Annotated in this window: 25 protein-coding genes; 8 read left to right on the forward strand and 17 right to left on the reverse strand. The window is 57.6% G+C overall.

The features are described 5' to 3' along the window. Positions 1-49 precede the first annotated feature (49 nt). On the reverse strand, positions 50-904 hold the full coding sequence (locus KTT_RS22205) for an SDR family oxidoreductase (RefSeq protein WP_126598330.1): 855 nt from the start codon (positions 902-904) through the stop codon (positions 50-52). A gap of 420 nt (positions 905-1324) precedes the next feature. Between KTT_RS22205 and KTT_RS22210 the strand changes: the two genes are divergently transcribed. Further along, on the forward strand, positions 1325-1798 hold the full coding sequence (locus KTT_RS22210; RefSeq protein ID WP_126598332.1) for a GNAT family N-acetyltransferase: 474 nt from the start codon (positions 1325-1327) through the stop codon (positions 1796-1798). A 24-nt stretch (positions 1799-1822) separates the two neighbouring features. Here the strand turns inward: KTT_RS22210 and KTT_RS22215 are convergent, their stop codons facing one another. From KTT_RS22215 to KTT_RS22230, 4 genes are all read right to left on the reverse strand, one after another. Next, positions 1823-2218, reverse strand: a complete 396-nt coding sequence (locus KTT_RS22215) for a VOC family protein (RefSeq protein WP_160146047.1) — start codon at positions 2216-2218, stop codon at positions 1823-1825. 99 nt (positions 2219-2317) lie between these two features. Further along, positions 2318-2869: a TetR/AcrR family transcriptional regulator gene (locus KTT_RS22220; protein WP_126598336.1), complete on the reverse strand. Its 552-nt coding sequence runs from the start codon at positions 2867-2869 to the stop codon at positions 2318-2320. Between the two features lie 125 nt (positions 2870-2994). Beyond that, a complete protein-coding gene (locus tag KTT_RS22225) occupies positions 2995-3714 on the reverse strand; it encodes a DUF998 domain-containing protein (protein ID WP_126598338.1) in 720 nt (239 codons plus the stop codon). A gap of 82 nt (positions 3715-3796) precedes the next feature. Continuing rightward, a complete protein-coding gene (locus KTT_RS22230; RefSeq protein ID WP_126598340.1) occupies positions 3797-4456 on the reverse strand; it encodes a TetR/AcrR family transcriptional regulator in 660 nt (219 codons plus the stop codon). A gap of 430 nt (positions 4457-4886) precedes the next feature. Here KTT_RS22230 and KTT_RS22235 point away from each other — a divergent pair, with 430 nt between their 5' ends. Together KTT_RS22235 and KTT_RS22240 are read left to right on the forward strand one after the other, a co-directional pair. After that, positions 4887-5438 (forward strand): DUF2207 domain-containing protein, encoded by a 552-nt coding sequence (locus tag KTT_RS22235; protein WP_160146048.1) that lies wholly within the window; start codon positions 4887-4889, stop codon positions 5436-5438. Positions 5439-5479: 41 nt separating this feature from the next. Next, entirely contained in the window at positions 5480-5806 is a 327-nt protein-coding gene (locus tag KTT_RS22240; protein ID WP_126598344.1) for a hypothetical protein, read from the forward strand. Positions 5807-5839: 33 nt separating this feature from the next. Here KTT_RS22240 and KTT_RS22245 read toward each other — a convergent pair whose 3' ends face one another. The 6 genes from KTT_RS22245 to KTT_RS22270 form a co-directional block, all read right to left on the reverse strand. Then, positions 5840-6346: a DinB family protein gene (locus KTT_RS22245; protein ID WP_126598346.1), complete on the reverse strand. Its 507-nt coding sequence runs from the start codon at positions 6344-6346 to the stop codon at positions 5840-5842. Positions 6347-6469: 123 nt separating this feature from the next. Further along, the gene (locus tag KTT_RS22250; protein WP_126598348.1) at positions 6470-6976 is read right to left on the reverse strand and encodes a DinB family protein; all 507 of its coding nucleotides are present in this window, start codon (positions 6974-6976) and stop codon (positions 6470-6472) included. A 127-nt stretch (positions 6977-7103) separates the two neighbouring features. Next, positions 7104-7613, reverse strand: a complete 510-nt coding sequence (locus KTT_RS22255; RefSeq protein ID WP_126598350.1) for a hypothetical protein — start codon at positions 7611-7613, stop codon at positions 7104-7106. 63 nt (positions 7614-7676) lie between these two features. Further along, the gene (locus KTT_RS22260; protein WP_160146049.1) at positions 7677-8822 is read right to left on the reverse strand and encodes a phosphotransferase; all 1146 of its coding nucleotides are present in this window, start codon (positions 8820-8822) and stop codon (positions 7677-7679) included. 103 nt (positions 8823-8925) lie between these two features. Continuing rightward, positions 8926-9162 (reverse strand): hypothetical protein, encoded by a 237-nt coding sequence (locus KTT_RS22265; protein ID WP_126598354.1) that lies wholly within the window; start codon positions 9160-9162, stop codon positions 8926-8928. Beyond that, a complete protein-coding gene (locus KTT_RS22270) occupies positions 9159-9590 on the reverse strand; it encodes a MerR family DNA-binding transcriptional regulator (protein WP_126598356.1) in 432 nt (143 codons plus the stop codon). The genes KTT_RS22265 and KTT_RS22270 overlap by 4 nt, the downstream gene beginning before the upstream one ends. A gap of 94 nt (positions 9591-9684) precedes the next feature. Between KTT_RS22270 and KTT_RS22275 the strand changes: the two genes are divergently transcribed. Further along, positions 9685-10026: a hypothetical protein gene (locus KTT_RS22275; protein ID WP_126598358.1), complete on the forward strand. Its 342-nt coding sequence runs from the start codon at positions 9685-9687 to the stop codon at positions 10024-10026. Positions 10027-10138: 112 nt separating this feature from the next. On the opposite strand, the gene KTT_RS22280 is transcribed toward KTT_RS22275, so the two are convergent. Beyond that, complete coding sequence (locus tag KTT_RS22280; RefSeq protein ID WP_160146050.1) at positions 10139-11383, reverse strand: MFS transporter; 1245 nt, start codon at positions 11381-11383, stop codon at positions 10139-10141. Positions 11384-11926: 543 nt separating this feature from the next. On the opposite strand from KTT_RS22280, the gene KTT_RS22285 reads away from it, so the two are divergent. The 3 genes from KTT_RS22285 (at position 11927) to KTT_RS22295 (ending at position 14520) form a co-directional block, all read left to right on the forward strand. Beyond that, positions 11927-12595 (forward strand): class I SAM-dependent methyltransferase, encoded by a 669-nt coding sequence (locus tag KTT_RS22285; RefSeq protein WP_235845853.1) that lies wholly within the window; start codon positions 11927-11929, stop codon positions 12593-12595. A 166-nt stretch (positions 12596-12761) separates the two neighbouring features. Further along, on the forward strand, positions 12762-14126 hold the full coding sequence (locus tag KTT_RS22290) for a helix-turn-helix transcriptional regulator (protein WP_126598364.1): 1365 nt from the start codon (positions 12762-12764) through the stop codon (positions 14124-14126). Between the two features lie 88 nt (positions 14127-14214). Then, the gene (locus KTT_RS22295; RefSeq protein WP_126598366.1) at positions 14215-14520 is read left to right on the forward strand and encodes a hypothetical protein; all 306 of its coding nucleotides are present in this window, start codon (positions 14215-14217) and stop codon (positions 14518-14520) included. A gap of 97 nt (positions 14521-14617) precedes the next feature. Here KTT_RS22295 and KTT_RS22300 read toward each other — a convergent pair whose 3' ends face one another. Next, positions 14618-15460 (reverse strand): class I SAM-dependent methyltransferase, encoded by an 843-nt coding sequence (locus KTT_RS22300; protein WP_160146051.1) that lies wholly within the window; start codon positions 15458-15460, stop codon positions 14618-14620. 103 nt (positions 15461-15563) lie between these two features. After that, a complete protein-coding gene (locus KTT_RS22305) occupies positions 15564-16748 on the reverse strand; it encodes a sigma-70 family RNA polymerase sigma factor (RefSeq protein ID WP_126598370.1) in 1185 nt (394 codons plus the stop codon). A 232-nt stretch (positions 16749-16980) separates the two neighbouring features. On the opposite strand from KTT_RS22305, the gene KTT_RS22310 reads away from it, so the two are divergent. Then, positions 16981-17439 carry a GNAT family N-acetyltransferase gene (locus KTT_RS22310; RefSeq protein ID WP_126598372.1) on the forward strand — a complete coding sequence of 153 codons (459 nt, stop codon included), beginning with the start codon at positions 16981-16983 and terminating at the stop codon, positions 17437-17439. 485 nt (positions 17440-17924) lie between these two features. On the opposite strand, the gene KTT_RS22315 is transcribed toward KTT_RS22310, so the two are convergent. From KTT_RS22315 to KTT_RS22325, 3 genes are all read right to left on the reverse strand, one after another. Further along, positions 17925-19928, reverse strand: a complete 2004-nt coding sequence (locus tag KTT_RS22315) for a glycoside hydrolase family 13 protein (RefSeq protein ID WP_126598374.1) — start codon at positions 19926-19928, stop codon at positions 17925-17927. 317 nt (positions 19929-20245) lie between these two features. Next, a complete protein-coding gene (locus tag KTT_RS22320; protein ID WP_126598376.1) occupies positions 20246-21037 on the reverse strand; it encodes an alpha/beta fold hydrolase in 792 nt (263 codons plus the stop codon). A 366-nt stretch (positions 21038-21403) separates the two neighbouring features. Then, a complete protein-coding gene (locus tag KTT_RS22325) occupies positions 21404-24196 on the reverse strand; it encodes a WD40/YVTN/BNR-like repeat-containing protein (RefSeq protein WP_126598378.1) in 2793 nt (930 codons plus the stop codon). Positions 24197-25225: the final 1029 nt, after the last annotated feature.

Genomic DNA, 25225 nt, shown 5'->3' on the forward strand with positions numbered 1-25225 from the left:
TTGCTGTTGCTGCAGCTGTCTTCAAGCAGGGACCGGGGGTAGTGTCTTGCTAGCCCAGGCGGGAGCTGAAGAGGGCCACCATATTATCGCCGCTGGGGTCGGCGTATTTCTGGGTGACAAGGTTCCGGACCAGCTCCGAGGTAGCATAGCGGAAGTGCGGCTGCTCAACTGTTGCCACCTCGACGATTACCTGGGCGATCTGTTCAGGTGTCTGCCCCAGGCTGGCGAAGCGCTCCTGCGAGCCTCCCATGTAGGCCTCGATCATCGAGCTATAGCTCTCCTTCACCTCGGGCGTCTGTTCTGGCAATTGCGCCCTCACGGAGGCTACGAAATTGGTGTTGACCGGTCCCGGCTCAATGATGCTGACATCGATGCCCAGGCGCCTGGCGACCGGTGCCAGGGCCTCCATCATACCTTCGGTGGCGAACTTGGCCGCGCAATAGGCATCGTTGAAGGGCTGTCCGATGATGCCGCCCACGCTGGTGACGGTGATGATGCGGCCGGAGCGGGCGGCGCGCATGGCCGGGAAGACCGCCTGGGTGACGCGCCACACCCCGAAGAAGTTAATCTCCATTGTGCGCCGCAGATCCTGCTCGGAGGTCTGTTCCATGGTGCCCAGAAAGCCCGCGCCCGCGTTGTTCACCAGCAGGTCGATGTGACCATAAGTCTGTATTATTTCCTGTACGCAGGCGGTAATCGATGTGGCGTCCTCCACATCGAGCGGGCGCACATCGAGGCTTACACTGGCCTGTCTGGCCTGCTCCTCCAGTTCGTGGGACTTGCGCGGATCGCGCATAGTGGCGACGACCGTATAGCCGTGTTGCGCCAGCCGCACGGCTGTGCTCAAACCTATGCCGGACGACGTTCCGGTGACGAGGGCGATCTTGTTCTGTGTTGTGCTCATTCGCTTTCCTCTATGCATGCTGCCTCGCGGCAGATGAAGCTCATACCATTCTGTACCTGGATGCGTGGCAGACGCTATTCAGGTAGCATAGCACCTCCCGCTGATGCGCAGCATAGTTGTTATCCGGGCGCGTCTAGTTGTCTCCCTGTTCTTCGAGCCATCGTTGCAAGAGGTTGGTGAGCACATTCAGGCGCTGCTGTGGATCAAGCGGCGGCTCATCGGCGCTGAAAAAGCCGACGCCAAAGCGCATCCCTTCGAGCTCCGCGGGTGCGAAATCTCATGCAGAACGCAGGCGATGAGTATTGGCATAAGACACATTCTAAGAGGTGTGCTTGAAAAAGCCACAATATTTTCGGTATGGTTTAAGCAGGCCGATATATTCTTAAGAGAATTTGATGTGGGAAGAAAAGCGGATTGGTGATGGGTGAGTTTTCAATGCGTGAAGTGACGCGGGAGAACTGGCGCGCCAGCCTGGACCTGGCGGTCAGGCCGGAGCAGCAGCGTTTTGTGGCCGATTATGTGCCGGTGGCGGCGATCGCGCTGACCAAGGCCTATATCCGCCCTGATGGGCTGATCTGGGTCCCCTACGCGTTTTATGCCGATGACGAGATGGTCGGATTTGTTGTGATGGCCTACGAGCCGGGACGGGCGGACAACTACTGGATCTTCCACTTTTTCATCGACCAGCGCTATCAGGGGCGGGGATATGGCCGGCGGGCGCTACACCTGCTGTTGCAATTCGTGCGCGAGCACTATCCCCACTGCCGGATGCTGCAACTCACCGTCCATCCCGAGAACGTGCACGCCCAGCACCTCTATTGCGACGCTGGCTTTCAGCCTACCGGCTCGCTCTCCGGCGGCGAGCCGATCTACCGGCTCGCCCTTTCTTCCTGATATCCATAAACCTGGCGCGCTTGCTCAGCGCCGGGTTGTGGCATAAAGTTCCCAGGCGATACCATCTGGATCATAGAAACTGATGTAGCGTGCGTGTGTCAACTCGTCCTCTTCCAGGCCATGGTTAGGCACGCCAGCCTGCTGCAGGTACTCCAGGAGCGTGTTCAGCTCCTGTGGATCTGGGACGGCCAGCGCGAGATGATCCAGCCCGACGCGGTAGGGTGAAAAACGGTCTTCCTGTCCGGTGTGCGGATCGTCCCCCAGCAGCGCGATGACTATGCCGTGTACATTCAGGAGCAGGCGTCCTGGAATCTCCAGGATGGCTGGAAAGTGAAGCGTCTCCACATAAAAAGCGCGTGCACGTGCCAGGTTGCTCACGCGCAGGGCGATATGCCCTAATGCATAAGATGCGGGATGCATATAAATACCTTTCAATGCACCGAGGTGCAGATATTCAGACATGTTTATATATGTTATTGTAAGTAAGTACTTACAAATTTACAAGGCCAAAAAAAGAGCTTAGCCATCTTTTGATGGTGGCGTGATCTGTTCCTCTGTCTGAGGGGGCAGGTTAAGGATGCCGAGAGCCATTGTAATCATCGCCAGCATTGTGTGGGCGAAAAAGTCCTGGACATCCGCCCCAGTACCGACCTGTTGCGCCACATAGCTATACATGTTGATGAAGCGCTTACAGACGACGCGTTGGATCTCTTCATCGTGGCAGGCCGCGTAGGCCTGCAGCAAGAGCAGGAGCCTGTCCTTTGGCATGGGAGCCTGCCTCATCGCGGACTGGATCGCTTCCAATGGTTGGTCGGGATGGCTCTCCAGGATTGAGCGATAGACCGCCATGATCTGGCCATGGACGCGTTCGACCGTGGCCAGAAACAGCTCCTTCTTTGTACCAAACAGGCGGAAGATATAGGTCTCTGAGATGCCTGCCCGCTCCGCGATCGTCAGCGTGGAGGCACCATGTAGCCCGTAGGCGGCGAAGATGGGGAGCGCGGCCTCTAGAATATGCTCGCGGCGCTCCTCGGCGGATAGGCGCGTTGTGGTGGGATGTTTTCTGCTCATGGTATCAGTATGTACTTACCAACAACGTCTGTCAACCCGCTTGTCGCCGGCTATCCGGCACAGGGAAGTCGCGTTTTCCCTTATGGGGGCGCGTATAAGGGCGCGGCATCCCTGGTATGAAGAGGCTAGATGGATACGCTGGCGACGCGATCGCCCTGGTTTTCCTGGAAATGCGTGACCGGGTCGAGACTGGTAAGCAGCTTGATGGCGATCATCGACGCGCCCATCCAGCCGATCAGGGTTCCCAGTCGCAAGGCGCCCGGCATCAGCGCGGCGCTGGTGAAGCCACCGAAGAAGACTATGAGCAGCAGCACGGCGCTCAGCAGGCAGTAGCATCCCCACCAGTATTCTTTACGCGAGAGGAAGAAGCGGGTAAACACCGCCAGGGCGATCGCCAGCATGACGAAGACATAGAGGCCACCAAGGGAATGGATAATGTTGTGCCAGCTGGGTTGTGTGGGCGTTGGTAGTCCCGGCGGGTAGCCGTGGGAAGGATCGGTGCGAAAGATGCCGACCGCAACCAGGCCGAGTCCGTAGGCGGCGATGAAGATTGGTCCCCAGGTGCCCCCGCGACCCGGATGCAGCCGGCGCCAGAGTCCAACGGCGTAGAGCAGGTTCAGCACCCCGGCCAGCACAAAGTTCGTGACCTGCACCCACCCCCCATCACCGAGCGAGAGCTGGCTGAGCATATGGATTCTTGGATCGAAGCCCGGACGACTGTAGTCCTGGATGAGCACGACAAAGATGAATAAAGGGCCGGCGATCGCGCCGCAGAGCAGCAATATCCTGGTGAGCGAGATTGTCCTTGCCTGTACAGCTGGTTTTCCTGTAGCCATTGTGGTCATAGTAGGCTCCTCCTGAACTATGCCTCTTGAACTATCAATGTCGTATAAAGAGTTTGTCAGGCCCGATTGGTTCTGATGATGGTTAATGGTGTGAGTTGATACCAGGTTGTAGGAGCTCTGCGATCAAAAGAGCGCTGAGCCAGCTTTCGTAGCGTGTCGCGGACCAGCCTCGCTCCACGACCAGCAGGCGGTACATGTCATAGCTGGTCAGCGACCACAGCGTGTCCAGGGCCTCCTCTGGCGTCAGGCCGCGTCGCAGTGCGTCACGTTCATGCAGGGCTGTCACCAGGTAGGACTGGCGTTCCCGGCGCCGCGTCTCGATGTGGCGTGCCAGTTCGGCCAGTTCGGGGGCTACAGCGCCCGCCGTGCGCAGCAGCTCAAACTCCAGCGTCAGAGATTCGTAGATGTGGCGGCTGATCGTCACCACCAGCTCCACGCGCCGCACCGGTTCCTCGCTGGTGCGCAGTTGGGTAAGCAGCTGCTGCACCGGTTCCTCGTACGCATCTGGTTGCACGATCTCCGCCAGCAGTTCCCGCTTGGAGCCGATGACCGCCGACACCGTCTTGGGTGAGACCCCGGCCAGCTCGGCGATGGCCTCGACGGTCGTGCCCGCGTAGCCCAGACGCCCCAGCAGATCGCGGGCCGCCTCCAGGATACGCCGCCGCGTCTCCTCCGCCTGGCGCTGCCGCATCGGTGAACGATACGAGCGCTTCTCCTCTTTTGATCGTATTGACTGCTTCATGAACCGAGTATAACCTATTCAATAGGTGATTGTCAATTCAATAGTTATATATCTATCTAAATTGTGAGAGAGTGTCTTACTTCCGTTACCCTGGGGGCGCGTGGCCGCCCCCGCACGCGCGTCCGCTACGCGGCCGCATTGTTTTTGTGTGTTGGTGCAGCAGGGGCGCATCCGCGCCCCTGCTGCACCAACACACCATGGACTTATGAGCATCGCAGGTGCGAAGGCTCAGGTGTGCTGCGGGCGATGATCATGGGAATCAGACACGCTCTGAGGAAGTTCACCGATTGGGGCGATAGCGCGTATTCATGTATATGTTAAGCGATAATGGACGTATCTTAAAGAGATAATTTTTAATGTAATTGCGTAAAAAAATAGTATAATGGTGTATCGCTGTTGCACATGCTTTATAATGCTCTTGTGGTGTAGCGTGGGTGTCTGGCCGTCGCCTGCGCTGGCTGCTACCCGGCCAGAGCAGAACAGATATCGGGCCAGCGCGTTTAACTCGGACATTACGGTACAAGCGGATGGATCTCTGCTGGTGACGGAGACCATGGTGATCCACCTCGCTGGCGGCCCCTTTACCAGCTTTACGCGTGACCTGACCTCAAACAAAGGGGGTGGACGCGTGACGCTGGAGCAGGCGTCGCTGCAAAATGATCCCTTCAATGGTCGTAGTGAGATTGAAATAGGAGGGAGAAGAAATACGTCGCGTATCATCTGGAGGTTTCCGGCGATCTCCGATGCCAGTCTGACCTTTGTCGTAAGCTATCGGGCCAGCAGCGTAGTGCAGCAGGCCAGTGATGCCGATCTGCTGCAGTGGTTCGCCATCCCAACCGAGCACGACTATGCCATAGACTCGTCTACGGTCACGGTCCACTATCCCGTCTCCGCGCATCTGCTCAGGACGCCTGACGCCGGAGGTATCCCTGGGACCCGGGTGCCGATTGGTGTCTGCTTTTTCCCAGCTCTGGCTGGCTAATCCTGGCCGGAATCGCGGGATATTACCGGCGCAGCTTTAGCGTGGTCAAAGACGAGTGGTGGTTCAAGGCCTGGCAATGGAGCCAGTTTGCTCGCTACCTGCGGTGGATCTGTGCCAGCCCCTCAAGCGCGAAGCATGAAAGTGCCGAGATGATCGCGGTCAGCTTGCCCTATGCGGCTGGCTTTGGCCTGGGTGGTGCGTGGCTGCGCCAGTTCTATCTGTCCGTAGCAGATCGTCTGCCGCCCTGGTTCACCACCAGCAGTGATGATTTCCGACAGCGGCACGCCGCCTTTGAACACACCATGTATGCCGCCGGCTTTCTGGTCCCCAAAGACAAAAGGACGGCCAACTATAGCGCATATAGATAAGAGACCTCCTATCTATATGCGCTCCCCCCTGGCCTAGCTGGGGAAGTCCGCCGGGATATCGTGGATGCCGAGGGTGAGCGAGAGCTCGCCGCCGTGGTGCAGATCATGTTCCAGCACATGCCAGACGACCCAGGCGCGCGACACGTCGAACTGTTTGCCATCGTACTCGTCGGGGAAGGTCTTGCGCATATCCTCGGGACTCCAGCGGGCCAGGTGGTGCGCCATAAACTGCCAGGTGTGGTCGAGGCCGTGCGCCAGCTCGGCGATGGTGGGGATGGACGCTCCCAACTGTAGCGCGTCCTCATTCCAGTCCGCGTACATCTTCATCTCATTGCCGTCAACATCGTCCATAAAGGCGGCGAACCAGTAGGCGCGGCAGGCGACGATATGCATGATGGTCTCACCGATGGAGCGCAGATGCGGCGCGGGACGCAGCGCCAGTTGCTCGGCGCTGATTGATGCGAGCGCCTCCTTGATATGATCCTGGTACTCCTTCCAGGAGGAGTAGAACGCCGTCAGCGTAAAGTTGTCTTCAGACATGGCATTGGCTCCTTTGTGCGTCTTTTCCCATAGGCTGATATGGAAGGACAAACGTCTCCAATCATCACATTCTACAAACACGGCTGGGAGAATTATCTCTATATGCGCTATAGACGCAGCACTCTAGCCGGGGAAGTCCGCCGGAATGCCGTGGATGCCGAGGGTGAGCGAGAGCTCGCCGCCGTGGTGCAGATCATGTTCCAGCACATGCCAGACGATCCAGGCGCGCGACAGGTAGACCTGCTTGCCATCCAATTCATCGGGGAAGGTTTGTTGCATGTCGGCGGGACTCCAGCGAGCCAGACAATCTGTCATGAATTGCCAGGTGAGACCGAGACCCTGGACCAGCACGGTGGCGGTTGGGATGGGTGACCCCTGTCGCAGCGCATTCTCATTTTGTTTCAGGTACGCACCCATCTCCTCGCCAAACTCTTCTCCCATGGTTATGATGAACCAACCGATACGGGTACCGATGATGTGCAGGGCGTTCTCACCGATAGAGCGCAGATGAGGGGCAGGGCGCAGTGCCAACTGCTCCGCATTGAGCTGCGCGACCGCCTCCTTGATGTGATCCTGGTACTCCTTCCAGGCAGAGTAGAACGTTGTCAGCGTAAAGTTGTCTTCGGCCATAGCATTGGCTCCTTTGTGCGTCTTTTCCTACAGGTTAGCGCGAAAAGTGGCGAGATTCCGCCCTAATAGCAATGAATTTCAGCGCTAACCATGCTCAGCAGATAAAGATCAACCAGACACCCTGGCTTCATCGCATCAAGGCTATCTCTGTTTGCATCTTCTTGAGAAGAGGCCCGCTATCCTTGGGATCGAAGGACTCAAACCCATGAAGATCGAGGTCACGCCTCAGCAGGAACAATGCGGCATGGCGCCACTGCGACAGCTCAGGGGGGAATGCTCCCTGCTTCCATTCCAGACAATAGTGGCGCAGCCCCTTTAATGCTCCCCGTGTACTCGCTTCCGCGCATAAGCCGCCTGGAGAATAGAGCCATGCATGTATTGCCCGGCCGATCTGTTGCGCTTTCGCTGGCGTAAGTGGATCTGGTGCATGCTTCGATAATTGCCCGAGCAGTTCAAATATTTCAGGATAGGATGTGAGACGTGTTTTGTACAACTCGACTGAGTAGGAGGTCTTGAGATCAATCAGCCATCTGTTTTTTTCGCGCTGCACCTGGTGCCAGGTGAAATAGCCACCGATCCCGGCTGTGGCGAGTGCTACCAGTGCAGAGATGAGTGCCGTTTGCATTTCAAGAGGCATGCGTTGTTTCCTTTGCTATCATTTAAAATTTCTTGTGAAGCAGCATCGTTTCCGCTTCTAAGGTCAGAGGGAGAGGAGAGATTGAGCGTTATAATCAAGGAAGGCTGCGAAGCTATCTTCTGTCAGGCTTTCATTGACGAGAGCCAGTTCGCGCCCGCCCAGGCTTTCCAGATCAAGCGAGCCGAGTGATACTACGCGGGCACCCAGGAGCCATAGCAGCACCAGTCGGCAATCTTCCAGTAACTGGTTATAGCTATATTCTCTGATGCCTCCAGCCAGCAGACTCTCGTGGTAGCGATGAAGTAGATCGGTTTCAACCGCCCTGCGGGTGGGGGTGGTGAGTGATCCGAAGAGGAACAGTGCCAGGTCGATGACGCCACGACCACGGGCCACGTTCTGCCAGTCGATCACGGTCACGTCGGGCTGGGCATCGAAGGGTGAAAAGAGCAGATTGTCGAGGTGCAGGTCCGCGTGGACCAGGGTGTTTGGTCGCTGCTGAAGTCGTTCGCGAATTGAACCATATTGTGTGGTCAGGGCTGTGAGGCACGTTTGGATCTCTGCGGGCACACGCGATCCAAAGCGTTGTAGAAACGGCTCCAGGCAATGGATGTAGCGCGCCTGGGCCTCCTGCGCGTTTCCACCCCACAGCGGAAGCCAGGAGAAAGTTGCTAAGTGGGGATGTTCCCACCACTGTGCGTGCAGGCGCGCTAGCTGCTCAATGACGAGCGCGGCATCCTGGGCCGAGCAGCCTTCAAGGGCGTCGCCCTGGCGCGCGTGCTGCAGGTCCTCCAGCACCAGGATGGCTCGACCAGCCTCGATATCGGCCGCGCCGTAGTAGAGTTGAGGAACGGAAAGCGCGACCTGTGGAGCGATCTGCTGGTAGAACAGAACCTCGCGCGCACATCGCTCCGCATAGCGGCGCGCCGCCATGTTATCTTTATCCAGAGAAGCGCGATAGGCCGACGGTGTCTCGCGCCGGGCCAGCGGCAGTTTGACTACTACCGAGGAAGGAGCGGAATCCACGCAATCCCGGTACTGAAGTTGGACGCGGGCAACGACGCCTGTGAAGCCCCGTTCTTCTCCGATGATGCTGGTTTCGATGCTCTCGACTGATCCTGTGGGGAGGATGGCGTTGGCTCGAAAGATGCCGGTCAGCCAGTCTGGGGTCACATCGTGCAGGCTACCAGGCAGGGATAATTGATGCTGCATAGCTCTCCTCTCATGCGCACGCAATGCTGTATCCAGCATATGGAATGTATCGGAAAGAGTAGACGATTGTTCATTTCTTAAGTCTGGGATGCACGAGTTTCACTCATTGGTGAGAAGAGATGGAGGTTGTGCGCAGACGCCACCAGCGACGCAGGGCTACCAGTGCCCAGATGCCTTCTACAATACCGAAAGGCCAGGTGCCCGAAAGCCATCCATAGAGCGATGATGCCGCGCAGGCCAGTGCGAATACCAGTACCCAGTGATGCGAACGATTTTCAAGCGCATAGGAGAGCAGCATAATACTGACGGCTCCCGCGCCAAAGAGCGTTAAGGGGGTCATTGCCGATCCTTTTTATCTACAAGTGTCCTATGAGAAGAGTTTTCGTCCCTGGCTGCCTGGAGGCATTCTTCTAAGTGGCTGCATCTGCATTGCAGCAGCCGCTCCAGTAAGCGTTTGTTTTCTTGAGCGCGGGCAATCATTTCTTCGACCTCCAGAAGTTTCTGCTGAGCTAGCCGGCTCCAGCGTTCGCTGGCGGGAGTCTCAGAAGAGAAGCCTGTTACCAGCACATGCATCTCCGCGATCGTAAATCCAGCCTGCCGGGCCATCTGCAAGATGCCCAGGAGATCTAATATGCCAGGATCATAGCGACGATGCCCTCCTGATACCCGACGAGAGGCGGGGAGTAGCCCTATACTCTCGTAATAGCGGAGAGCGGAGGTTCGTATTCCTGCCCGCCGTGCAACTTCACCTATGGAGAGTTCTTCCATGTGTTTTATCCTTTTTTACCCTCTTGACTTCAAGTGCACTTGAAATTGTATGCTAGCAGCAGCATCATCTGCAAGACGATAGGAGGTTTTCTTTATGTCATCTCAACCGACGGAGCCAGTTCTGGCGTGTAATATCTCTGGCATTCCTCAAGAATTTCGTCAGTCGTATCGGGCTGCTGTTGAGCACATCTTTGCGAGTACGCAAGAAGTGCGAGAGCTTGCGACCGGGTATGCGTGGCGACTCCGTAATGAAACAGAGATTGTACAATCCCTCGTAACCTTTTTGAGTTATGAGAGGCTCTGTTGTCCATTCTTTCATTTCACCCTGGAGATTGAGCCGGCCCAGGGGCCAATCTGGCTCCAGATTACCGGGACGAGCGATGTGAGGGCATTCATCCAAAGTGAGGGATGGGGCGTCCCTGACAAAAAGGGGTAGCGCCCTCTCAGGGATCGCTCTCGGCTCGCATTTTATTGTCTGGCGGGCCGAGAGCGATCCCTGAACCCTTTCTGTTCATTTGAGGTAGTATCTCAGCCTCACCCCGTGCAAGTTATAGAATGTTGGAAGGGAAATCAGATGAAGGTATATGGCCTGATACTTTGAAGCCCCAGGTGGTGCCGATGCTGAGCAGGCAGAGCGCGAGACCACAGAGGAGCAGTACCTGCCAGGGCGCGATCCACTTTTGTAGCAGCGTCATTACGATCAGGGCCAGCAGGGTGCTCAGCGCGCTGATCGTGTCTTGAAGCGCGGTAACCCTTCCCAACATGTCTTTTCTTGTTTGTTCCATCATCAGGCTCAGCAGGGATACGAGCAGCCAGTTCTCACCGAGTCCGGCCAGAAACGCGGCCGGTATAGCCCAGACATAGCTGGTCATCAATGCATACCAGAGCAGGCTGGCCCCTTTGAGGGAAAGGCCCATCAACAGCATGTTTTCCTGCCGCAGCTTCTTGCTCATGCGCAGTACGAGGAGCCCTCCCACAAGGCCACCCGTGCCAGAGATGGTCCATAGCAGTCCCACCCCTGCTTTGGGAACCTTGAGCGAGGACTGTACAAAGAAGACATCTACCGCGTACCAGAGTGAACCGATGAGCGTGGTTACGCTGCTTACCACAAGTATGATGAGCAGCAAACGATCTCGTAGCGCGAAGCGCAAGCCGTCCGCGATATCGTGCTGGATGCGCCGCCATGCAGGGCTGGGAGAGAGGGTGGGTAGTGATGTCCGCACGTGTTCTATATGTATGAACAGGAGCGTCACTGCTCCAATCCCAAAGCTGAGGGCGTCGCAGAGCAATCCAGCCATTGGACCCGAGAAGAGGAGCAGGCCCGCGCCGAGTACGGGTCCCAGCAGCAAGGCGAGGGATTGGGTAGAGCGCACGAGCGCCTGCGCCCGCAGCATCTCTCCTTCCTCAACGACGAGGTGCAGCGCCACATTTCTGGCCGGGCTGAAAAAGCTGCCGAGCGCGGCCACGGCGCAACTGACCAGGTAGAGGTACCACGAGAGGATTGTCGGGGGGACGAGGAGCAGCGAGCCGATCAGCGCGCCGCGCAGCAGATCACAGATCATCATCAGGGAGCGCGGCCTCCAGCGATCCGCGATCGCACCGGCGAATGGGCTGAGGCAGAGGGAGGGAAGCACCTCGGTCGCGGTAACCAGCGCGACATGGGAAGGATCGTTGCTCAGCAGTCCCACCCAGACTGGAATGGTAACTTCAATGATGGCGTCTCCCAACTGGGAGATGCTCTGTCCCAGCCAGAAAAGCAAAAAATTGCGAGTATATAACGGGGAAGCGGGCATGTTCATTTCTCCTTCTGTATGGAAGGTAAGTGTTATGATGTTAGTGAAGATGGGGATAGTGGTGTGGTGGCAAACTGCGAGGGAGAAAAGAGGTGATGTGTTGGCATCGGCGGGCGAAAAATAGCCAGCTTAGATTGCAACACGCATGACCCAACCTGCGTTGGGCCGATATTTCTCAGCGCGCATTTCTTGTCACCACCGCATAAGCATAGCGCTCCAGCTTATGCGGTGGCGTTGTGTGCGATGCGTTGCGATTTGGGGTGATGTGAAGGCCGCCGCTGAGCTACTGTTGCTATGAACAACTCATGGCAGCGGATCGATGGCTGTTTCATACCAGATATGATATGCATCTTTCGCATCATAAGTCAAAGCGATTTATGATTTTTATAGCTACGTCACTAAAAATTGCGTACTTTTTTCTACATCTCTACCATATAAATTTATTGTAGCAGTTATACCGCTTCTTGCAATCTATCCGTGTGGTATTCTTATAGTCTATATTCTCCAGCTAGAGGAGAGTTGCAGTAAAAGGAACGAGTGTTTATGAATATGGAGAAGAATACGGGGCCAGCAGGTGAGGGCCCGGTTAATCCCGCGCTGCGCCGTCCGTTTGATGGGCATGAGAACTGGTTTGAGCAGGTTTATACGCACGCGAACGAGGACGTTAACAAGGTGCCGTGGGCGCGGCGCAGCAATACGCCGCTGCTGCTGTCATGGCTGGAGGGACAGCGCTTGCGGGGGAGCAGGACGCTGGTAGTGGGCTGCGGTCTGGGAGATGACGCCGAGGCGCTGGCCGAGCACGGTCTGGAGGTGACGGCCTTCGATGTCTCGCCGAGCGCCATTGCCTGGTGTCGCCAGCGCTTCCACTCGTCGACCGTTGATTACCAGGTGGCCGACCTGTTCCAGCTGCCCGCGGCCTTTGAGCGGGGCTTTGACCTGGTGTTTGAAGCCCTCACCATTCAGTCGATGCCGCCGAGCATGCACGCGGACGCCATGGCGGCCATCGCCGCTTGCGTCGCGCCCGGCGGCACGCTGCTGATCATCTGCTTTGGTCGCCAGCCCGACGAGCCGACCGATGGACCTCCATGGCCCCTGACGCGCGAAGAGCTGGAGCGGTTTCGCCATCTCGGTCTGCAGGAGGTCCGCTTCGAGGAACACATGGAAGGAGGCGCCCGGCTCTTCCTCGCCGAATATAGCCGCGCCGCATTGTAGCTGCGGCTCTCACACGGTGTGAAAGGTGAGACCGTTCCGCTTGGAGCTGCCACGCCACCGTCGTAGAGAAGGATGCGCTCGGCAATCCCGCCCTCTTGACTTTTATAAAGATATATCTTAAATTAATAAAAGATATATCTTTATAAAACGAAAAGGGAAGAGGGATATGCACGATCACATTGAACACCATGAAGGATTTGAACGCGCCGGGCATGGGACGCATCAGGGACATGGGGGGCGAGGACGACATCACCATGAGGAACACAGGGAGGATGAGGGGCACGCCCGCGGTGGACATCATCACTATCACCATGGGCATGGCGATGAGGATGGACACAGGCATGGTGGTGGACGGCGGGTACGCGTCGAGCGGGGCATGCTGCGCTACCTGCTGCTCGACGCGCTGCGACATGGTCCCAAGCACGGGTATGAGATGATCAAGTGGCTGGAAGAGCAGACCCATGGCCGCTACGTGCCCAGTCCAGGGACGGTCTATCCAACCCTGCAGCTGCTGGAGGACCAGGGGCTGATCCTGGCCGAGCGCACCGGGGAGAGGAGCATCTATCGTCTGAGCGAGGCCGGCGAGAAAGAGTTGGAGACGCGGGCGGATTTTATTCAGGAGTTCTGGGAGCGCAACGGACAGCCCGTCCCGCCGCCCGCGCTGCAGCTTGAGTCTGAGTTTGTTTACGAAGATATGCAGGATCTGCAGCGCACCGTGGAAAGAGGGGTCAAGCTGGCGCAGGATCAGCAGAGCCTGCAGCTGCTGCGCCAGTCGCTTGAGCGCTGCAAGAACGAGATCCGTGGGCTGCTCACCGGCGGCACACTTCCCCAGTCGGGTCAGCCGGGAGGAAGGCCACAGCACGGCCCGAGCTCAACAGGGCGGGAGCTTGAGCAGGCTATCGCGCAGTTGTTCGCCGCCGAGGACGATGTGCTGCGTCAGACCACGGAGCGCGCCAGGGAGCGAGGCATCCCCTCGATTCAGGTCTCACCGCTGCAAGGCAAGCTGCTGCAGGTGCTGGCGAAGGCGTGCCAGGCACGCAAGATCCTGGAGATCGGCGCGCTGGCCGGCTATAGCGGCATCTGGCTGGCGCGCTCGCTGCCCGCAGATGGGCGGCTGATCACGCTGGAGATTGATGAGATGCATGCCAGCGTGGTGCGCGAATCATTTCGCCTCGCGCAGGTCTATGATCGCGCCGAGGTACGCGTCGGGCCCGCGCTGGAGACGCTCCCCGGTCTTGAAGCGGAGGCGCCATTCGACCTTATCTTCATCGATGCCGACAAAGAGCCCTATCCACAGTATCTGGCCTGGGCCATCCGGCTGGCGCGTCCCGGTAGCATCATCGTCGCCGACAACTGCGTGCTGGGTGGAGACGGCCTGGGTAGTGTGCAGGAGTCACCCAGCCAGTTCCTCACCGGCGCGCGCAGCTACAACCAGCGCGCCAGCAGCGATCCCGCCCTGTGCTCGATCGCCCTCCCCATCAGCAGCGGCATGACCGTCTCCGTCGTCATGGACCGCACTCAGGAATCGTAGGTTTGACCCTCGCGGTCGATTTCCGTACCCGCACGATCACGTTGCTTTGAAACGTGGCCGTGCCGGTATGGATGAAAGGAAAAATTGTATGTGGCCAGTTCCATATATAGGAATGCAGATCGTTCACGATCAAGAGATCAAGGAAGCGCTGGATCGCTCCCGTTTTTCAGAAGCAGCGGCGGTGCGCAATCCGCAGCTGTTGACAACCATGCGTGCGTGGTTAGCTCGCTTCGCCGACCTGGCGGCCTGGAGATCACGTCCGACTTCCTTCTTTAAGACAGGGAGAGATATGGTTGCGGGTAAGGCAGCGAGGAGCGTGTCGCTCTCGCTGCACGTCAATTTCAGGTTGAATATACATGTTTCATCCGCGGATGCGGAATATGTCGGGGAGTAGCCTGTCTACTCCATGTTCCACGCTCTCCAGTAGCATCTTTCTGTGCTCCAGGCATGAAGGATGCGCGTATTTCCACATTGTTGATGTTTCCCTGTACTCATCCCTTGCTTCCCACGCCGAGCAACATTTCTGCCGGAGCCACAAAGCCTTGTGGCCCCTCAAACTGGCTCAAGGCCTGTCTCACTTCCTCCAGCAGGTGCTGCTGCTCTTGCTGGTTGAGCTGCTCCATCACGCCAGCAGTCAACCTGTTTCCTGTTGATTGCAGAAACGCATCGAGCGAAGAGTACTGGGACTGAAAGGGAAGCGCATAGGTGGCCACGTCGCTAAATCCGGCCTCCGCGAGGTCCCGCTCAAAGATGCCTGGATCTGAGAGCGCGAATGGATCAGGGCGAGAAGAGGCTTCTCCTCGCGCATAGGTTGATCCGATGGCAAGCGGCACAGAAAAGAGCGGATTTTTTTCGGGGGCCGACCAGACCAGCGCCGCGAGTTTTCCGCCCGGCTTGAGGACTCTGTGTATCTCTCTGAGCGCCTGCTGGCGATGCGGCATGAGCATCAGAGCGAGGCGGGAGATGACCGCGTCGAAGCTATTGTCTTGCAGGTCGAGCTGCTGCGCATCCATGACGCGCGTGGTAATGGTGGTTAGTCCTTCGCGCTTCACAACCTGGGCGGCTATGTTGAGCATTTCCGAGGAGATATCGGTTGCCAGGACGGAGCCGTTCGGTCCTACGCTTTGGGCCGCCAGGATGCTCTGATCTCCCGTGCCTGCCCCGATGTCAAGGACGTGCTGCCCCGGCCTCAGTTCCGCGGTTTCTAGCATGCGTCGGGTCGCTACCGCGAAATTATGCTGCCGTCGTTCGGCATCCTGTTGCCAGTGCCTGGCCGCTTCAGATGAGCTCCAGGGGGTAGGCTGTGACATGTGTTCTTTGTTTTCTTCTGGCATGTTTTTCTTTTCCTTTCTCATCTTGTCAGTTCTTTTCATTGGTCACGGTTGGATGAAATGACCTTTTCTCGCTGGTGAATGCGCCTCCAGGGTGTGGATGCATCTAAGGGTTTCCAAGCATGGTAGAGAAACGCCGCACACAGAGGTCGCAGATGAGTGTACCGGGTGAAGGTGTATTGTTCTCCGCAATACCAACCTCTGCCGGAAAGAAGCGGACCACCTGGGACCCACCGCGCCCGCAGAAGGAGCAGCGCTGATCGACAGCAGGAGGGACAAGTGCGGTGCGTGCCTGTAGAAGACTAACGCCCAGCGAGCGCAGCAGGCCGGCGCCGATCCCCTCGCCTTCATTCAACAAGCCAAGCAAAAGATGCATCGGGCGGATGCTCTGCTCTCCCTGGCTCTTCATCTCTTCTGCCGCCAGGAAGATCACCTGTTTGGCACGGGGCGTGAGCAGATTGAGCGCAGCGGATGAGACGTTCGCCAGTGGTGGAGAGCCCTGGCCCGCCTGGCCTTGATGCGCCTGCTGGTCGAAGATAAACACAATGCCAGCATGAATACGCTCAGGTGTAATCCCTGCTGGAGTGAGAAACGACGTCAGACTCTCCTCGCTCGCCAACCCCCACAACAAGTGTTCAGTGCCGATCCACCAGTGTGAAAGCGTGAGCATCTCCTCGCGGGCCAGATCGAGTACCCGGCGACTCTCTGGCGCCATGAGTTTGGTAAAGGAGTCGAATGGTGATTCCTGTTTTTGCATATAGTATCTGTTCCTTTCCATTGTCTCCACCTGTGCTGCTCGCCTCAGAGCACGCAATTGCAGCACGCGAATATGACCCGCGCTTGTCCCTAAAGCCCTGGCAATCTCAGCGGCACTATATCCCTGGAGGTAGCGCAGGGTCAAAATGGTGCGATCTCGTTCTGGCAAGAGGCTAAGAAGGCGTTGCACGCGCAACTCGACCTGCTGGCTAGTTGATGTTGTATCATCGTGGAAGTGCAAATGCTCCTCCAGGCCATTCAGCGAGTACATCTCGTACTGACTCTGCCCCTGCCAGTAATCGACGATAGTGGTACGAGCCGTCGCGTAGAGCCAGCCACGTACACTTTCTGAACTCTGATCCTCCCTGAGCCAGCGCAGCGCCTTGAGAAAGACCATGCTGGTCAGGTCCTCGGCCACAGTGGGATCACCTACCTTGTGGAAGATAGCGCGTTGGAGATCAGGGGCATACGCACGGTACATCTCCGCCAGCCAGTGTAAGCGATCCTGTCGGTGCTTGTGATTGGAAAACTGCATAGCGAATGCTCTGGATCCTTTCTGAGACTACCAGGTTTTTCACAGTAGTATACAGGTAGGCGTTACAACCAGAGACGAGTTTGATCACCTCTGGCTGGAGAGGGAAATTGCAAATCCTACTCTCAATTTTGATGGGATAAAATTATGGGTATAGAGAGAGCTTTGTTGATGCCAGTCAATCAAGGGATTGACTGGTTCAACAGCACGTTTGTATGGAAAGGAAACTCGTTTCATGACCGAACAATCAGAGCGGCAGGCACAGCTGGCCGGTGTACTTTCAACGCTCTCACTGCCTGCTGGCATTCAACTGCGTTGCTGGACTGACGCGGATATGCCGGCTGTGCAGCGACTCGTTGATCAGCAGGGGTGGCCAACCCATCATACAGCGGAAGAGGTGCTCGGTGGGTGGCGTCATGCCTGGCCCGGCCTTGTCGCCACCCACGATGAGCGAGTGGTGGGATATGTGCAGGCGTTAACGGATGGGCACATCACCATGCACATCACGGATCTGCTGGTTGACCCTACCTACCGGGGACAGGGGATCGGCCGCCTGCTGCTGCAGGTCTGCCACCTCCTCTATCCACGGGTCCAGATCAACCTGGTCGCGGAAAAAGAGGCGATCCCCTTCTACAAGGCGGTCGGCTACCAATACGTGGGCGAGAGCTACGGTTTCCATAAACGCTTCTGGTGAAGACAGGAATGATACTTTAGCCAATTGAATGCGTATGAAGTTAGTGCTCAAGTTGGGCATCCAGGAAGCTGGCGATCCTTTTTACCGCCTCTGATCGGAGAGGGAAATCGATGCCGGCGGCCTGAAACAGGTCCGCTGAAAATTCGCTTTGCGTCTACCATAGCTCAGGAGGGCCGGGATCGTCAAGGGGTGCGGGCCGCCTTTGTGATTGGCAGATGCGCAACAAGAGAAGAGATAACGTAGATTCGGGCCTTGCGCCCGATTTAACTTACCCCATGTGAACGTGTCCATTAAACACGCAATGCCCGAAAATGTTATCGATCGTTTTGAACGGGCGTTGTGGTGCGTGGAGGGGAAATCGGGCGCAAGGCCCGAACCTACGATGGGCGTGGTTGTGCGTGGAGGGAGGGCCTGCCGCGCGATTGCCGCGCGGCAGGCCCTCTTTGGTTATCTTCTCTATATATGTATAAAGAAGGGGGGACGGGTTATTGGACGAGGATGGCGCCGTAGTGGCCCTGGACGGAGACGGTGACCTGTCCGTTCTGGACGGTGTAGACCTGGCCGCTGACCTTATCGGTGAGCTGGCTGCCGTCGGTGACGCTGAGCTGGTAGACCGGGATGGTCTCGCTGTGCGTAGTACTGTCGTTGTTGAGCACGACGGCGATGCGGTTGTTCTGGTCCATACGTCCAAATGAATAGATCTTGTTGGTATCGTCGGTGGCCAGGGTGATGAATGAGCCGGTGCGCAGGGCGGGATAGCTATTGCGGATCGAGATCAGCTTCTGGAAGAGGGCAACGGCCGAGTTGCTGGTGCTGCCCTGGCTCCAGTCGAAGGTGCGACGATCATCGGGATCGGCGCCGCCCTGCATGCCGTACTCGTCGCCGTAGTAGATGGTCGGCAGGCCGACGTAGGTCATCTGCATGAAGGCGGCCAGGTAGGTCTTCCAGATATCGCCGCCGGCGCGCTGGCCGAAGCGGGTAATGTCGTGGCTCGACAGGAAGTTGGGCATTACCTCCTGTACCGGTGTCGGATAGTTGGCGCGCGTACCGTGCAGCCAGCTATCGAGTTGCGACACCCCGATCGAGGCGGCATTGCCGTTGTAATCCTGTCCGGTGATCCACTCGGAGACCGGTTGGGTAAAGCCATCGTAGTTGGTGGCGCTATCCCACTGCCAGGGGGTGCCGTTGGTCCAGGCGTTGGCGTTGCCCCAGTACTCGCCGAAGATCAGGGCGTTGGAGTTGGCTCCCTTGACGCTGTTGCGGAACTCCTGCCAGATCTGGTGATTGGTGGAATCGCTGCCATTGTTGCCGCCGGCATCGGCGTACTGGGCCGCATCCAATCGCCAGCCATCCACGCCATACTGGCGAATCCAGTACTGCGCGACCGAGCTGCTCGAACCATAGATGGCGTTGCGCACCGCCGAGCCGCTCGACCCATAGTCCAGCTTGGGCAGGCTGGTGTAGCCGAGGAAGGTCGAATACTGGTTGGGCCACTGCTGGAAGGTATAGTAATTGTAGTACGGGCTGCTCTGGCTCTGGTAGGCGCCAACCACGTTAGGATAGGTATTGTACTCATTGAACCACTGATCCCAGGTCCCCGTATGGTTGAACACGCCATCGAGCACCACGTGTCCGGCGGGACCATTGGAGCTGCTGTGGATATCGCTGACCAGCTGGCTGAAGGCCGAGTTGCCGCCCAGCGCTGGATCAACGTTATTGTAGTCCTGGGTATCGTACTTATGGTTGGAGGGCGAGGTAAAGATAGGATTGAGGTAGATGGCATTGGCGCCCAGCGTATTCTTGATGTAGCTCAGCTTCTGATCGATCCCCTGCAGGTCGCCACCGAAGAAGACCGTGCTATTGGAATAGCCGCTATCGGCGACCGGGCTGGTGCCCCAGGCTTTGTGCTCGGTCGGATAGCCCAGGTAGCTATACTGATTGGTTTGCACATCGTTGCTGGTATTGCCATTGTAGAAGCGATCGGGGAAGATCTGGTACATCACGGCATTCTTGGCCCACTGCGGCGTCGAAAAGTTCGGCAGCACATAGAAATCGCTGCTCGACGGCTCGCTTGAGGATGGGCCAGCCGCGTTATACCACGCTGTGGCCGTGCCATCGTTGATCTGGAAGCGATAGTACTTGATCGAACAGCTGGCCGGGATGGTGCCCTTCCAGATGTCGAAGCGCTGCGTCGCGTCCGTATTGGAGAAGCTCATCGGTACCCAGTGGAAGCTGCTATCGGCCGTATCGTAGTACTTGATGTTCGCGCTCGTAATATCGTTATGGAAGGTACGCATTGAGAGCGTGATGGCGGTTGAGCAGGTTGGCTCAAGCGCGCTATCGTACAACGGTCCTTGATCGCTAAAGAGGCCATTCCACTCGACGTTATTATCTTGTGAACTGGCATGGACAACATGAGGTTGTACTGACTGGAGCAAAAATAAAAGGAGACAAGAGATAAGGAGAGAGTAGACGACTTTCTTAGCCATTTCAGGATTCCTCCTAATTCATCACGTGCAATCCGTTGAACGTGATCTTCATACATATTAATAATAATATATGTATGGTTGAGGAATCAATGGTTTATCGGCAAACGATTACTAATGGGGATAAAAGCGTTTGTTTTTTGGAGAATTGTGCTTTTTGATGGCACGTGAGCGCCCCCGCACACGCGTTCGCTGCGCGGCCGCGCTGGTTTTATGTATTGGTGTCTCAGGGGCGCTTTCGCGCCCCTGAGACACCAATACACTATAGAATGCTGAGCACTACAGTTTCCCACCTGTAATGTCCTCTCGTAATGGGATCGCTAGTGTTCGAGAGCGAATTGGGATACGAGGGCATGCAGGCGGGTGGGCTGCTCGATCTGTGGGAGGTGGCCGGCCTCGGTGATGAGTTCAAAGCGGGCGTGGGGGAATGATCGGGCGTAGGCGCGGCCATAGTCAGGGGTGGCGACGCGATCGCTCTCACCCCAGACGACCAGCACCGGCAGTTCCACGCGTGCGAGGCGGTCCCGTAGCGTTGGATCGGCCATGCCCTGTCCCTGGTCATAGACTTTAAGCGCCTGGAAGTTGCCAGCCCTGATAGCTAGCTGTTCAGAGGTCATGGTGGCCGGGGCAGTCGGGAGGGCGGCCGGATTATGGAAGCTGAGCGCGGTTAACTCTTGTGGAGCCAGCGAGAACACATCAGTGATTGGCTGGTTGTCGACCTGGATGCCGACCGCGTCGATCAGGATAATTCCGCTCAGGCGCGAGGCGTCGCGCACAGCCATCTCGGCGGCGATCCAGCCGCCTATCGATGATCCAATGACGATGACCTCGCGCAGGTCGAGTCGCGCCAGTAGTTCAAGATAGGTCAGGGCGAGATCGCCGATACTGGCGAAGTGCTCGGGCCGTGGCTCGCCCTCAAAGCCGGGATGCGTCGGTACGAGCACATGAGCCTGCTCGGACAGCGAACGCACCAGGCCTAGCACGGTCTGTGGTCCGCCACCGCCATGCAGGACGAGCATCGGCCGACCGCTACCGTGCTCCTCGAAGCGCACGACCAGGTCATTGGCGAATGACTCGCGGTGGGTGGTGAATGGTGAAGGGGATGTGTTCATATGATGGAAACCTTTCTATGTAATATGCTGGCACTCCTGGTTGGGAAGATGCGTCGTTGGTGAAGCATGCACGCCCGGGTACGGGGCCGCCTGACGGCTCCAAGCCGGGGCAAGCCCGGCACCTACGGCGGCAGGGGTTGCTCCGCATCTTAACCAGGCATTATATAAACTTGTTTATGTAGAGATATTAACACAACATCCTTATATAAGCAAGTTTATATAAGGATGTTGTTGAAATTGGGAAGGTTGGACCTTTTATAAGGAAAGGGTCCCGACTCGCCGTTGAGTCGGGACCCCCTGGTGGAAGGTGCGCCCTGTGGGGAGGGCGCGTCTGCGTCGTGAGTATCGTGGTGTCTGTGAGCCGGGCTAGAGGTCGAGGCGCCAGGCACCGCGACCATGGGTGGCGGCGTAGAGCACGCGACCGGAATTCGAGATGGTCAGACTATAGACGGCGACGATCGGGAGTCCCTGGGCTGCCGGGCGCCAGTGGTTGTGGCCGGCTTTGAGGCGGCCAACACCAAAGTCGGTAGCGATATACAGGTTACCGGTGACGCCATCATAGGCAACGCCTGTGATAGGCTGATCGCCCAGGTCGTAGCTGATATCCTTCCATGTCGCGGTCTTCGTGGTTGGATTGTAGTGGACATCGAAGACGTGTCCCGGCGTCGTTGGTGTATAGGCGTTATAACCGGAATAGGTTACATAGGCATGATACTTGTCCTTGGGATCGACGGCGATGCCGCTGATGAAGCGCGTCGGCTGCGCCGGGGTATCCAGACGTGTGAAGGACACCGCGTTAGCCGCCGCATTAGCGTTCAGCGAGATGAAGAGGCGGCCACGGCGGGTCGCGGTCCACATCGTCTGATCGTCGCTGGGCGCGCGGGTAATCGCCACCACGTAGCTACCGGACTTATCGGTACCGTAGGTGGAGTTCACCAGGTTATTGCCCAGTGGCACCCAGTCGCCGCAGGTCGCCGCGAAATCGCCGGTATACTCGTTACAGTGCTGATCCAGGTACGCCTGCGGGCCACCACTGTCCTGGGTGCGCCAGACATGTTCCAGACCGACGAACATCGTCTGGCTGATTTTGGGATCGCCGATCAGCGGCACATAGAAGGAAGCGGCCTCCCCGCTATTGGCCAGTGGATCGCCGAACCAATCCCAGCCCGAGGGATCGTTCTTCTTAAAGTTGACGTCACCCTGAGGGCCATAGTAGGTATGCATGCGAATGTTAGGATTGCCGGCATCGATCACCGACTGACCACCGTCACCGCCGACATTCTGAAGCCAGGTTGCCGGATTGGAGGTCGAATTGAAGGTACCGTTATCCTGAGTACCACCGATCACATCGTGTCTGGGGTCCTGCGGATTAAAGGTCAGGCTCTGGAACTGGATCGTCGCCAGGCCCTGGTTCAGGCTGAAGATGCGGGTCGGGATGGCCTTGAGCCAGATCTGACAATCGGCCAGATTGGCGCCGGTCAGGCCACGGGTGGCGCACTCGCTGCTGGTATCCGCGAACTGGCCGCTGGTGCGGACCAGGCCGCCATCGGAGCCCAGGAAGGCGATATCGGGATTATTGGGATCGAAGGCGATCGCGTGCTGATCCGGGTGCATGCCCAGTGGTGGTGACTGGGTATCGTCGGTCATATCGGTGAAGCTCACGCCGGCGTTGGTTGAACGCTGTACCGCGCGACCATTGGAGGGCGCGCCGGTTGGAGTGATCTCGCCATATTGCATCTGACCGCCGATCCAGACATTGTCGGGGCGTCCCGGAGGTGAGGCGACCGGCATATCATAGGAACACTGGCCGCTACAATAGTTATAGGAAGAGTAGCCGGGCGTACCGGGTGTCGAATTCGACAGCTTGATCCAGCCCGGATTGTTGGTCCCATCGGTCAGCGTCGCCGCTGGAACGTTGGCGTCGTCGACGCGATAGAAATCGGCCGGCGCACTGCCGGTATCGCCGACGTAGATGCGCAGCTTCTGGCCCATGGGAGCCAGCGAGAACTCCGTGCGCGAAGACAGGCTATTAGCCACGGTACCGCCGCCAGCCGAAGCGAAGACCTGCTCGAACGAGCCATTGGCCGAGCGATAGACGCCATAATCAAAGACCGAGAAGTAGACCTGTGGTCCAACATGGGCTGGCAGGCCAGTGCGGTTGAACTGGATCTTGCTCACGCCGCCACGGAAGAAGTCGCTGCCATTGGGGCTATTGGGATCGACCACATCCGACTCTTTGCTGAAGACCAGCGAGAAGGTGCGACCACCGTCCTTCGACTCGTACAGACCGATCTTCGGCGCGTCGGGCGGTGAGTAGCGACCACCGTTGACTGAAGAGGAGCCATGGCGGGCCACATCGGTGCCGATGTAGATGTGCTGCGCGTTGGTCGGATCGATGGCTACCGAGCCGATCGAGCGATCTTTAGCGGCCGGGAAGCTGCCCGGCACCAGCTGCCAATGATCGCCGAAGTCGGTGGACTTATACAGCCCCACGCCAGCCTCGGAATCGCTGGAGCCATTCTCCTCGCCCGTACCGACATAGATCGTGCGGCCACTATGATCATTGGGATCCAGGGCCAGCGAGCCGATAGCGTTGGAGCGAATGCCACTGTTGACCGACTTCCAGGTCGGTTTGGCCGCCAGCGCGTTATCCGTGCGCCAGACGCCGCCGCCGGCCGCGCCCAGCCAGACGCGACAGACTGTGGTATTACAATCGTTGGCTACCACGATCGCCGTCACGCGACCCGAGACCGCCGTCGGGCGGCCCGTGTAGGTCGCCTGGCTCACCGCCTCGGGATCGGAAGGTCCCGCGAACTGCCAGGAACTATGCGCCCAGTTTGGCGCGTCGCCGGTCGGAGCTGGATGGCTTGCCAGGGCCTGGTTAGCGTTATAGGCATTGTTGGCTTGGGTCGCATCGATAAACTTATGAGGATAGGCACGATCATCGTATGCCTGCTGTGCCAGAGCGGCCGCGCCGGTCCCTGGCTGCTCATTGTCATCATACTGAGAATCATCATGATTGGTATATAGAAAGTGATTAAAGTTCGGCTGAATAGGGTAGGCAGCCGCCGATGGAATCAAAAAGGCCGAGATCCCCAGCATGGCCACAGCGCAAATGCCGAAGATGCTATACCGGCGTAATAGAGAGGAACGCCTCATGCGAATCATGACCTCCGTCTCGTCGTTTCCGAAACTACGGTTCAAAATTGGAGGGGGATGGATAGATAGATACTATGCTGCGCGCCGACATATGCTTAAATAACCGCTATTACCTGATGCCTCCGCCAGCATGTACGCGGGCAGACAGGTCAAGTATATATTGATTATCTTCTATTTAAACGACCAGAAAACACGCACATGATTACAAGCTTATGTACGCATGTCAGCTTATAACCCTTAAACAAATGATCCATGAAACAAATGCTGATCATAGTATGGCCGATGCTATCCCCCGACGCATCGATTGGCAAGAGAAGCGCGACAGCAAATGGTAAGGGTGCCCCTGGCACAAAGCACCGTAAATACTCACGCGTCTCTAAGCATACATTGTTAATTCAGAAAAGTCAATATAATCACGAATTATTAATAGAATATTCCTACCCCAAATTATGCATTGTTATATATATTTTGTTGCGCTCACGCCTTTTTTGAGCTCAAAAACTCTTTATTGAGCAGGCCTTACTTTTGTGATCGTGGGGTATGTGATCGCCCTTTCAAGTAGAGGTTTTCAAGGGGTAAGGCCCTTGAACCCGCTTGTGCCGCCTGACGGCGGCACAAGGAGAGGGAAAATCAGGGGACACCCCTGAACCCCCGCCAGGGGCTGCGGCCCCTGGACCCCGCTCCAAAGAACTCTGCCATGGGCTGCCTGACGGCGGCACAAGGAGAGGGAAAATCAGGGGACACCCCTGAACCCCCGCCAGGGGCTGCGGCCCCTGGACCCCACTCCCAAGAACCCCGCCAGGGGCTGCCTGACGGCGGTACAAGGAGAGGGAAAATCAGGGGACACCCCTGAAACCCCGCCAGGGGCTGCCGCCAGGGGCTGCCGCCCCTGGACCCCACTCCCAAGAACCCCGCCAGGGGCTGCCTGACGGCGGTACAAGGAGAGGGAAAATCAGGGGACACCCCTGAAACCCCGCCAGGGGCTGCCGCCCCTGGACCCCACTCCCAAGAACCCCGCCAGGGGCTGCC

Origin of the sequence: Dictyobacter aurantiacus (assembly GCF_003967515.1) — a bacterium.
GTDB lineage: Bacteria > Chloroflexota > Ktedonobacteria > Ktedonobacterales > Ktedonobacteraceae > Dictyobacter > Dictyobacter aurantiacus.

Coding starts and splice junctions, on each gene's coding strand:
- KTT_RS22225 (WP_126598338.1), bottom strand. CDS start 3,714: ATGACCACAATGGCTACAGGAAAACCAGCTGTACAGGCAAGGACAATC.
- KTT_RS22285 (WP_235845853.1), top strand. CDS start 11,927: ATGAATATGGAGAAGAATACGGGGCCAGCAGGTGAGGGCCCGGTTAAT.
- KTT_RS22325 (WP_126598378.1), bottom strand. CDS start 24,196: ATGAGGCGTTCCTCTCTATTACGCCGGTATAGCATCTTCGGCATTTGC.
- KTT_RS22320 (WP_126598376.1), bottom strand. CDS start 21,037: ATGAACACATCCCCTTCACCATTCACCACCCACCGCGAGTCATTCGCC.
- KTT_RS22265 (WP_126598354.1), bottom strand. CDS start 9,162: ATGACCCCCTTAACGCTCTTTGGCGCGGGAGCCGTCAGTATTATGCTG.
- KTT_RS22280 (WP_160146050.1), bottom strand. CDS start 11,383: ATGCCCGCTTCCCCGTTATATACTCGCAATTTTTTGCTTTTCTGGCTG.
- KTT_RS22270 (WP_126598356.1), bottom strand. CDS start 9,590: ATGGAAGAACTCTCCATAGGTGAAGTTGCACGGCGGGCAGGAATACGA.
- KTT_RS22210 (WP_126598332.1), top strand. CDS start 1,325: ATGGGTGAGTTTTCAATGCGTGAAGTGACGCGGGAGAACTGGCGCGCC.
- KTT_RS22215 (WP_160146047.1), bottom strand. CDS start 2,218: ATGCATCCCGCATCTTATGCATTAGGGCATATCGCCCTGCGCGTGAGC.
- KTT_RS22250 (WP_126598348.1), bottom strand. CDS start 6,976: ATGGCCGAAGACAACTTTACGCTGACAACGTTCTACTCTGCCTGGAAG.
- KTT_RS22295 (WP_126598366.1), top strand. CDS start 14,215: ATGTGGCCAGTTCCATATATAGGAATGCAGATCGTTCACGATCAAGAG.
- KTT_RS22205 (WP_126598330.1), bottom strand. CDS start 904: ATGAGCACAACACAGAACAAGATCGCCCTCGTCACCGGAACGTCGTCC.
- KTT_RS22260 (WP_160146049.1), bottom strand. CDS start 8,822: ATGCAGCATCAATTATCCCTGCCTGGTAGCCTGCACGATGTGACCCCA.
- KTT_RS22310 (WP_126598372.1), top strand. CDS start 16,981: ATGACCGAACAATCAGAGCGGCAGGCACAGCTGGCCGGTGTACTTTCA.
- KTT_RS22315 (WP_126598374.1), bottom strand. CDS start 19,928: ATGGCTAAGAAAGTCGTCTACTCTCTCCTTATCTCTTGTCTCCTTTTA.
- KTT_RS22255 (WP_126598350.1), bottom strand. CDS start 7,613: ATGCCTCTTGAAATGCAAACGGCACTCATCTCTGCACTGGTAGCACTC.
- KTT_RS22290 (WP_126598364.1), top strand. CDS start 12,762: ATGCACGATCACATTGAACACCATGAAGGATTTGAACGCGCCGGGCAT.
- KTT_RS22300 (WP_160146051.1), bottom strand. CDS start 15,460: ATGCCAGAAGAAAACAAAGAACACATGTCACAGCCTACCCCCTGGAGC.
- KTT_RS22275 (WP_126598358.1), top strand. CDS start 9,685: ATGTCATCTCAACCGACGGAGCCAGTTCTGGCGTGTAATATCTCTGGC.
- KTT_RS22305 (WP_126598370.1), bottom strand. CDS start 16,748: ATGCAGTTTTCCAATCACAAGCACCGACAGGATCGCTTACACTGGCTG.
- KTT_RS22245 (WP_126598346.1), bottom strand. CDS start 6,346: ATGTCTGAAGACAACTTTACGCTGACGGCGTTCTACTCCTCCTGGAAG.
- KTT_RS22230 (WP_126598340.1), bottom strand. CDS start 4,456: ATGAAGCAGTCAATACGATCAAAAGAGGAGAAGCGCTCGTATCGTTCA.
- KTT_RS22220 (WP_126598336.1), bottom strand. CDS start 2,869: ATGAGCAGAAAACATCCCACCACAACGCGCCTATCCGCCGAGGAGCGC.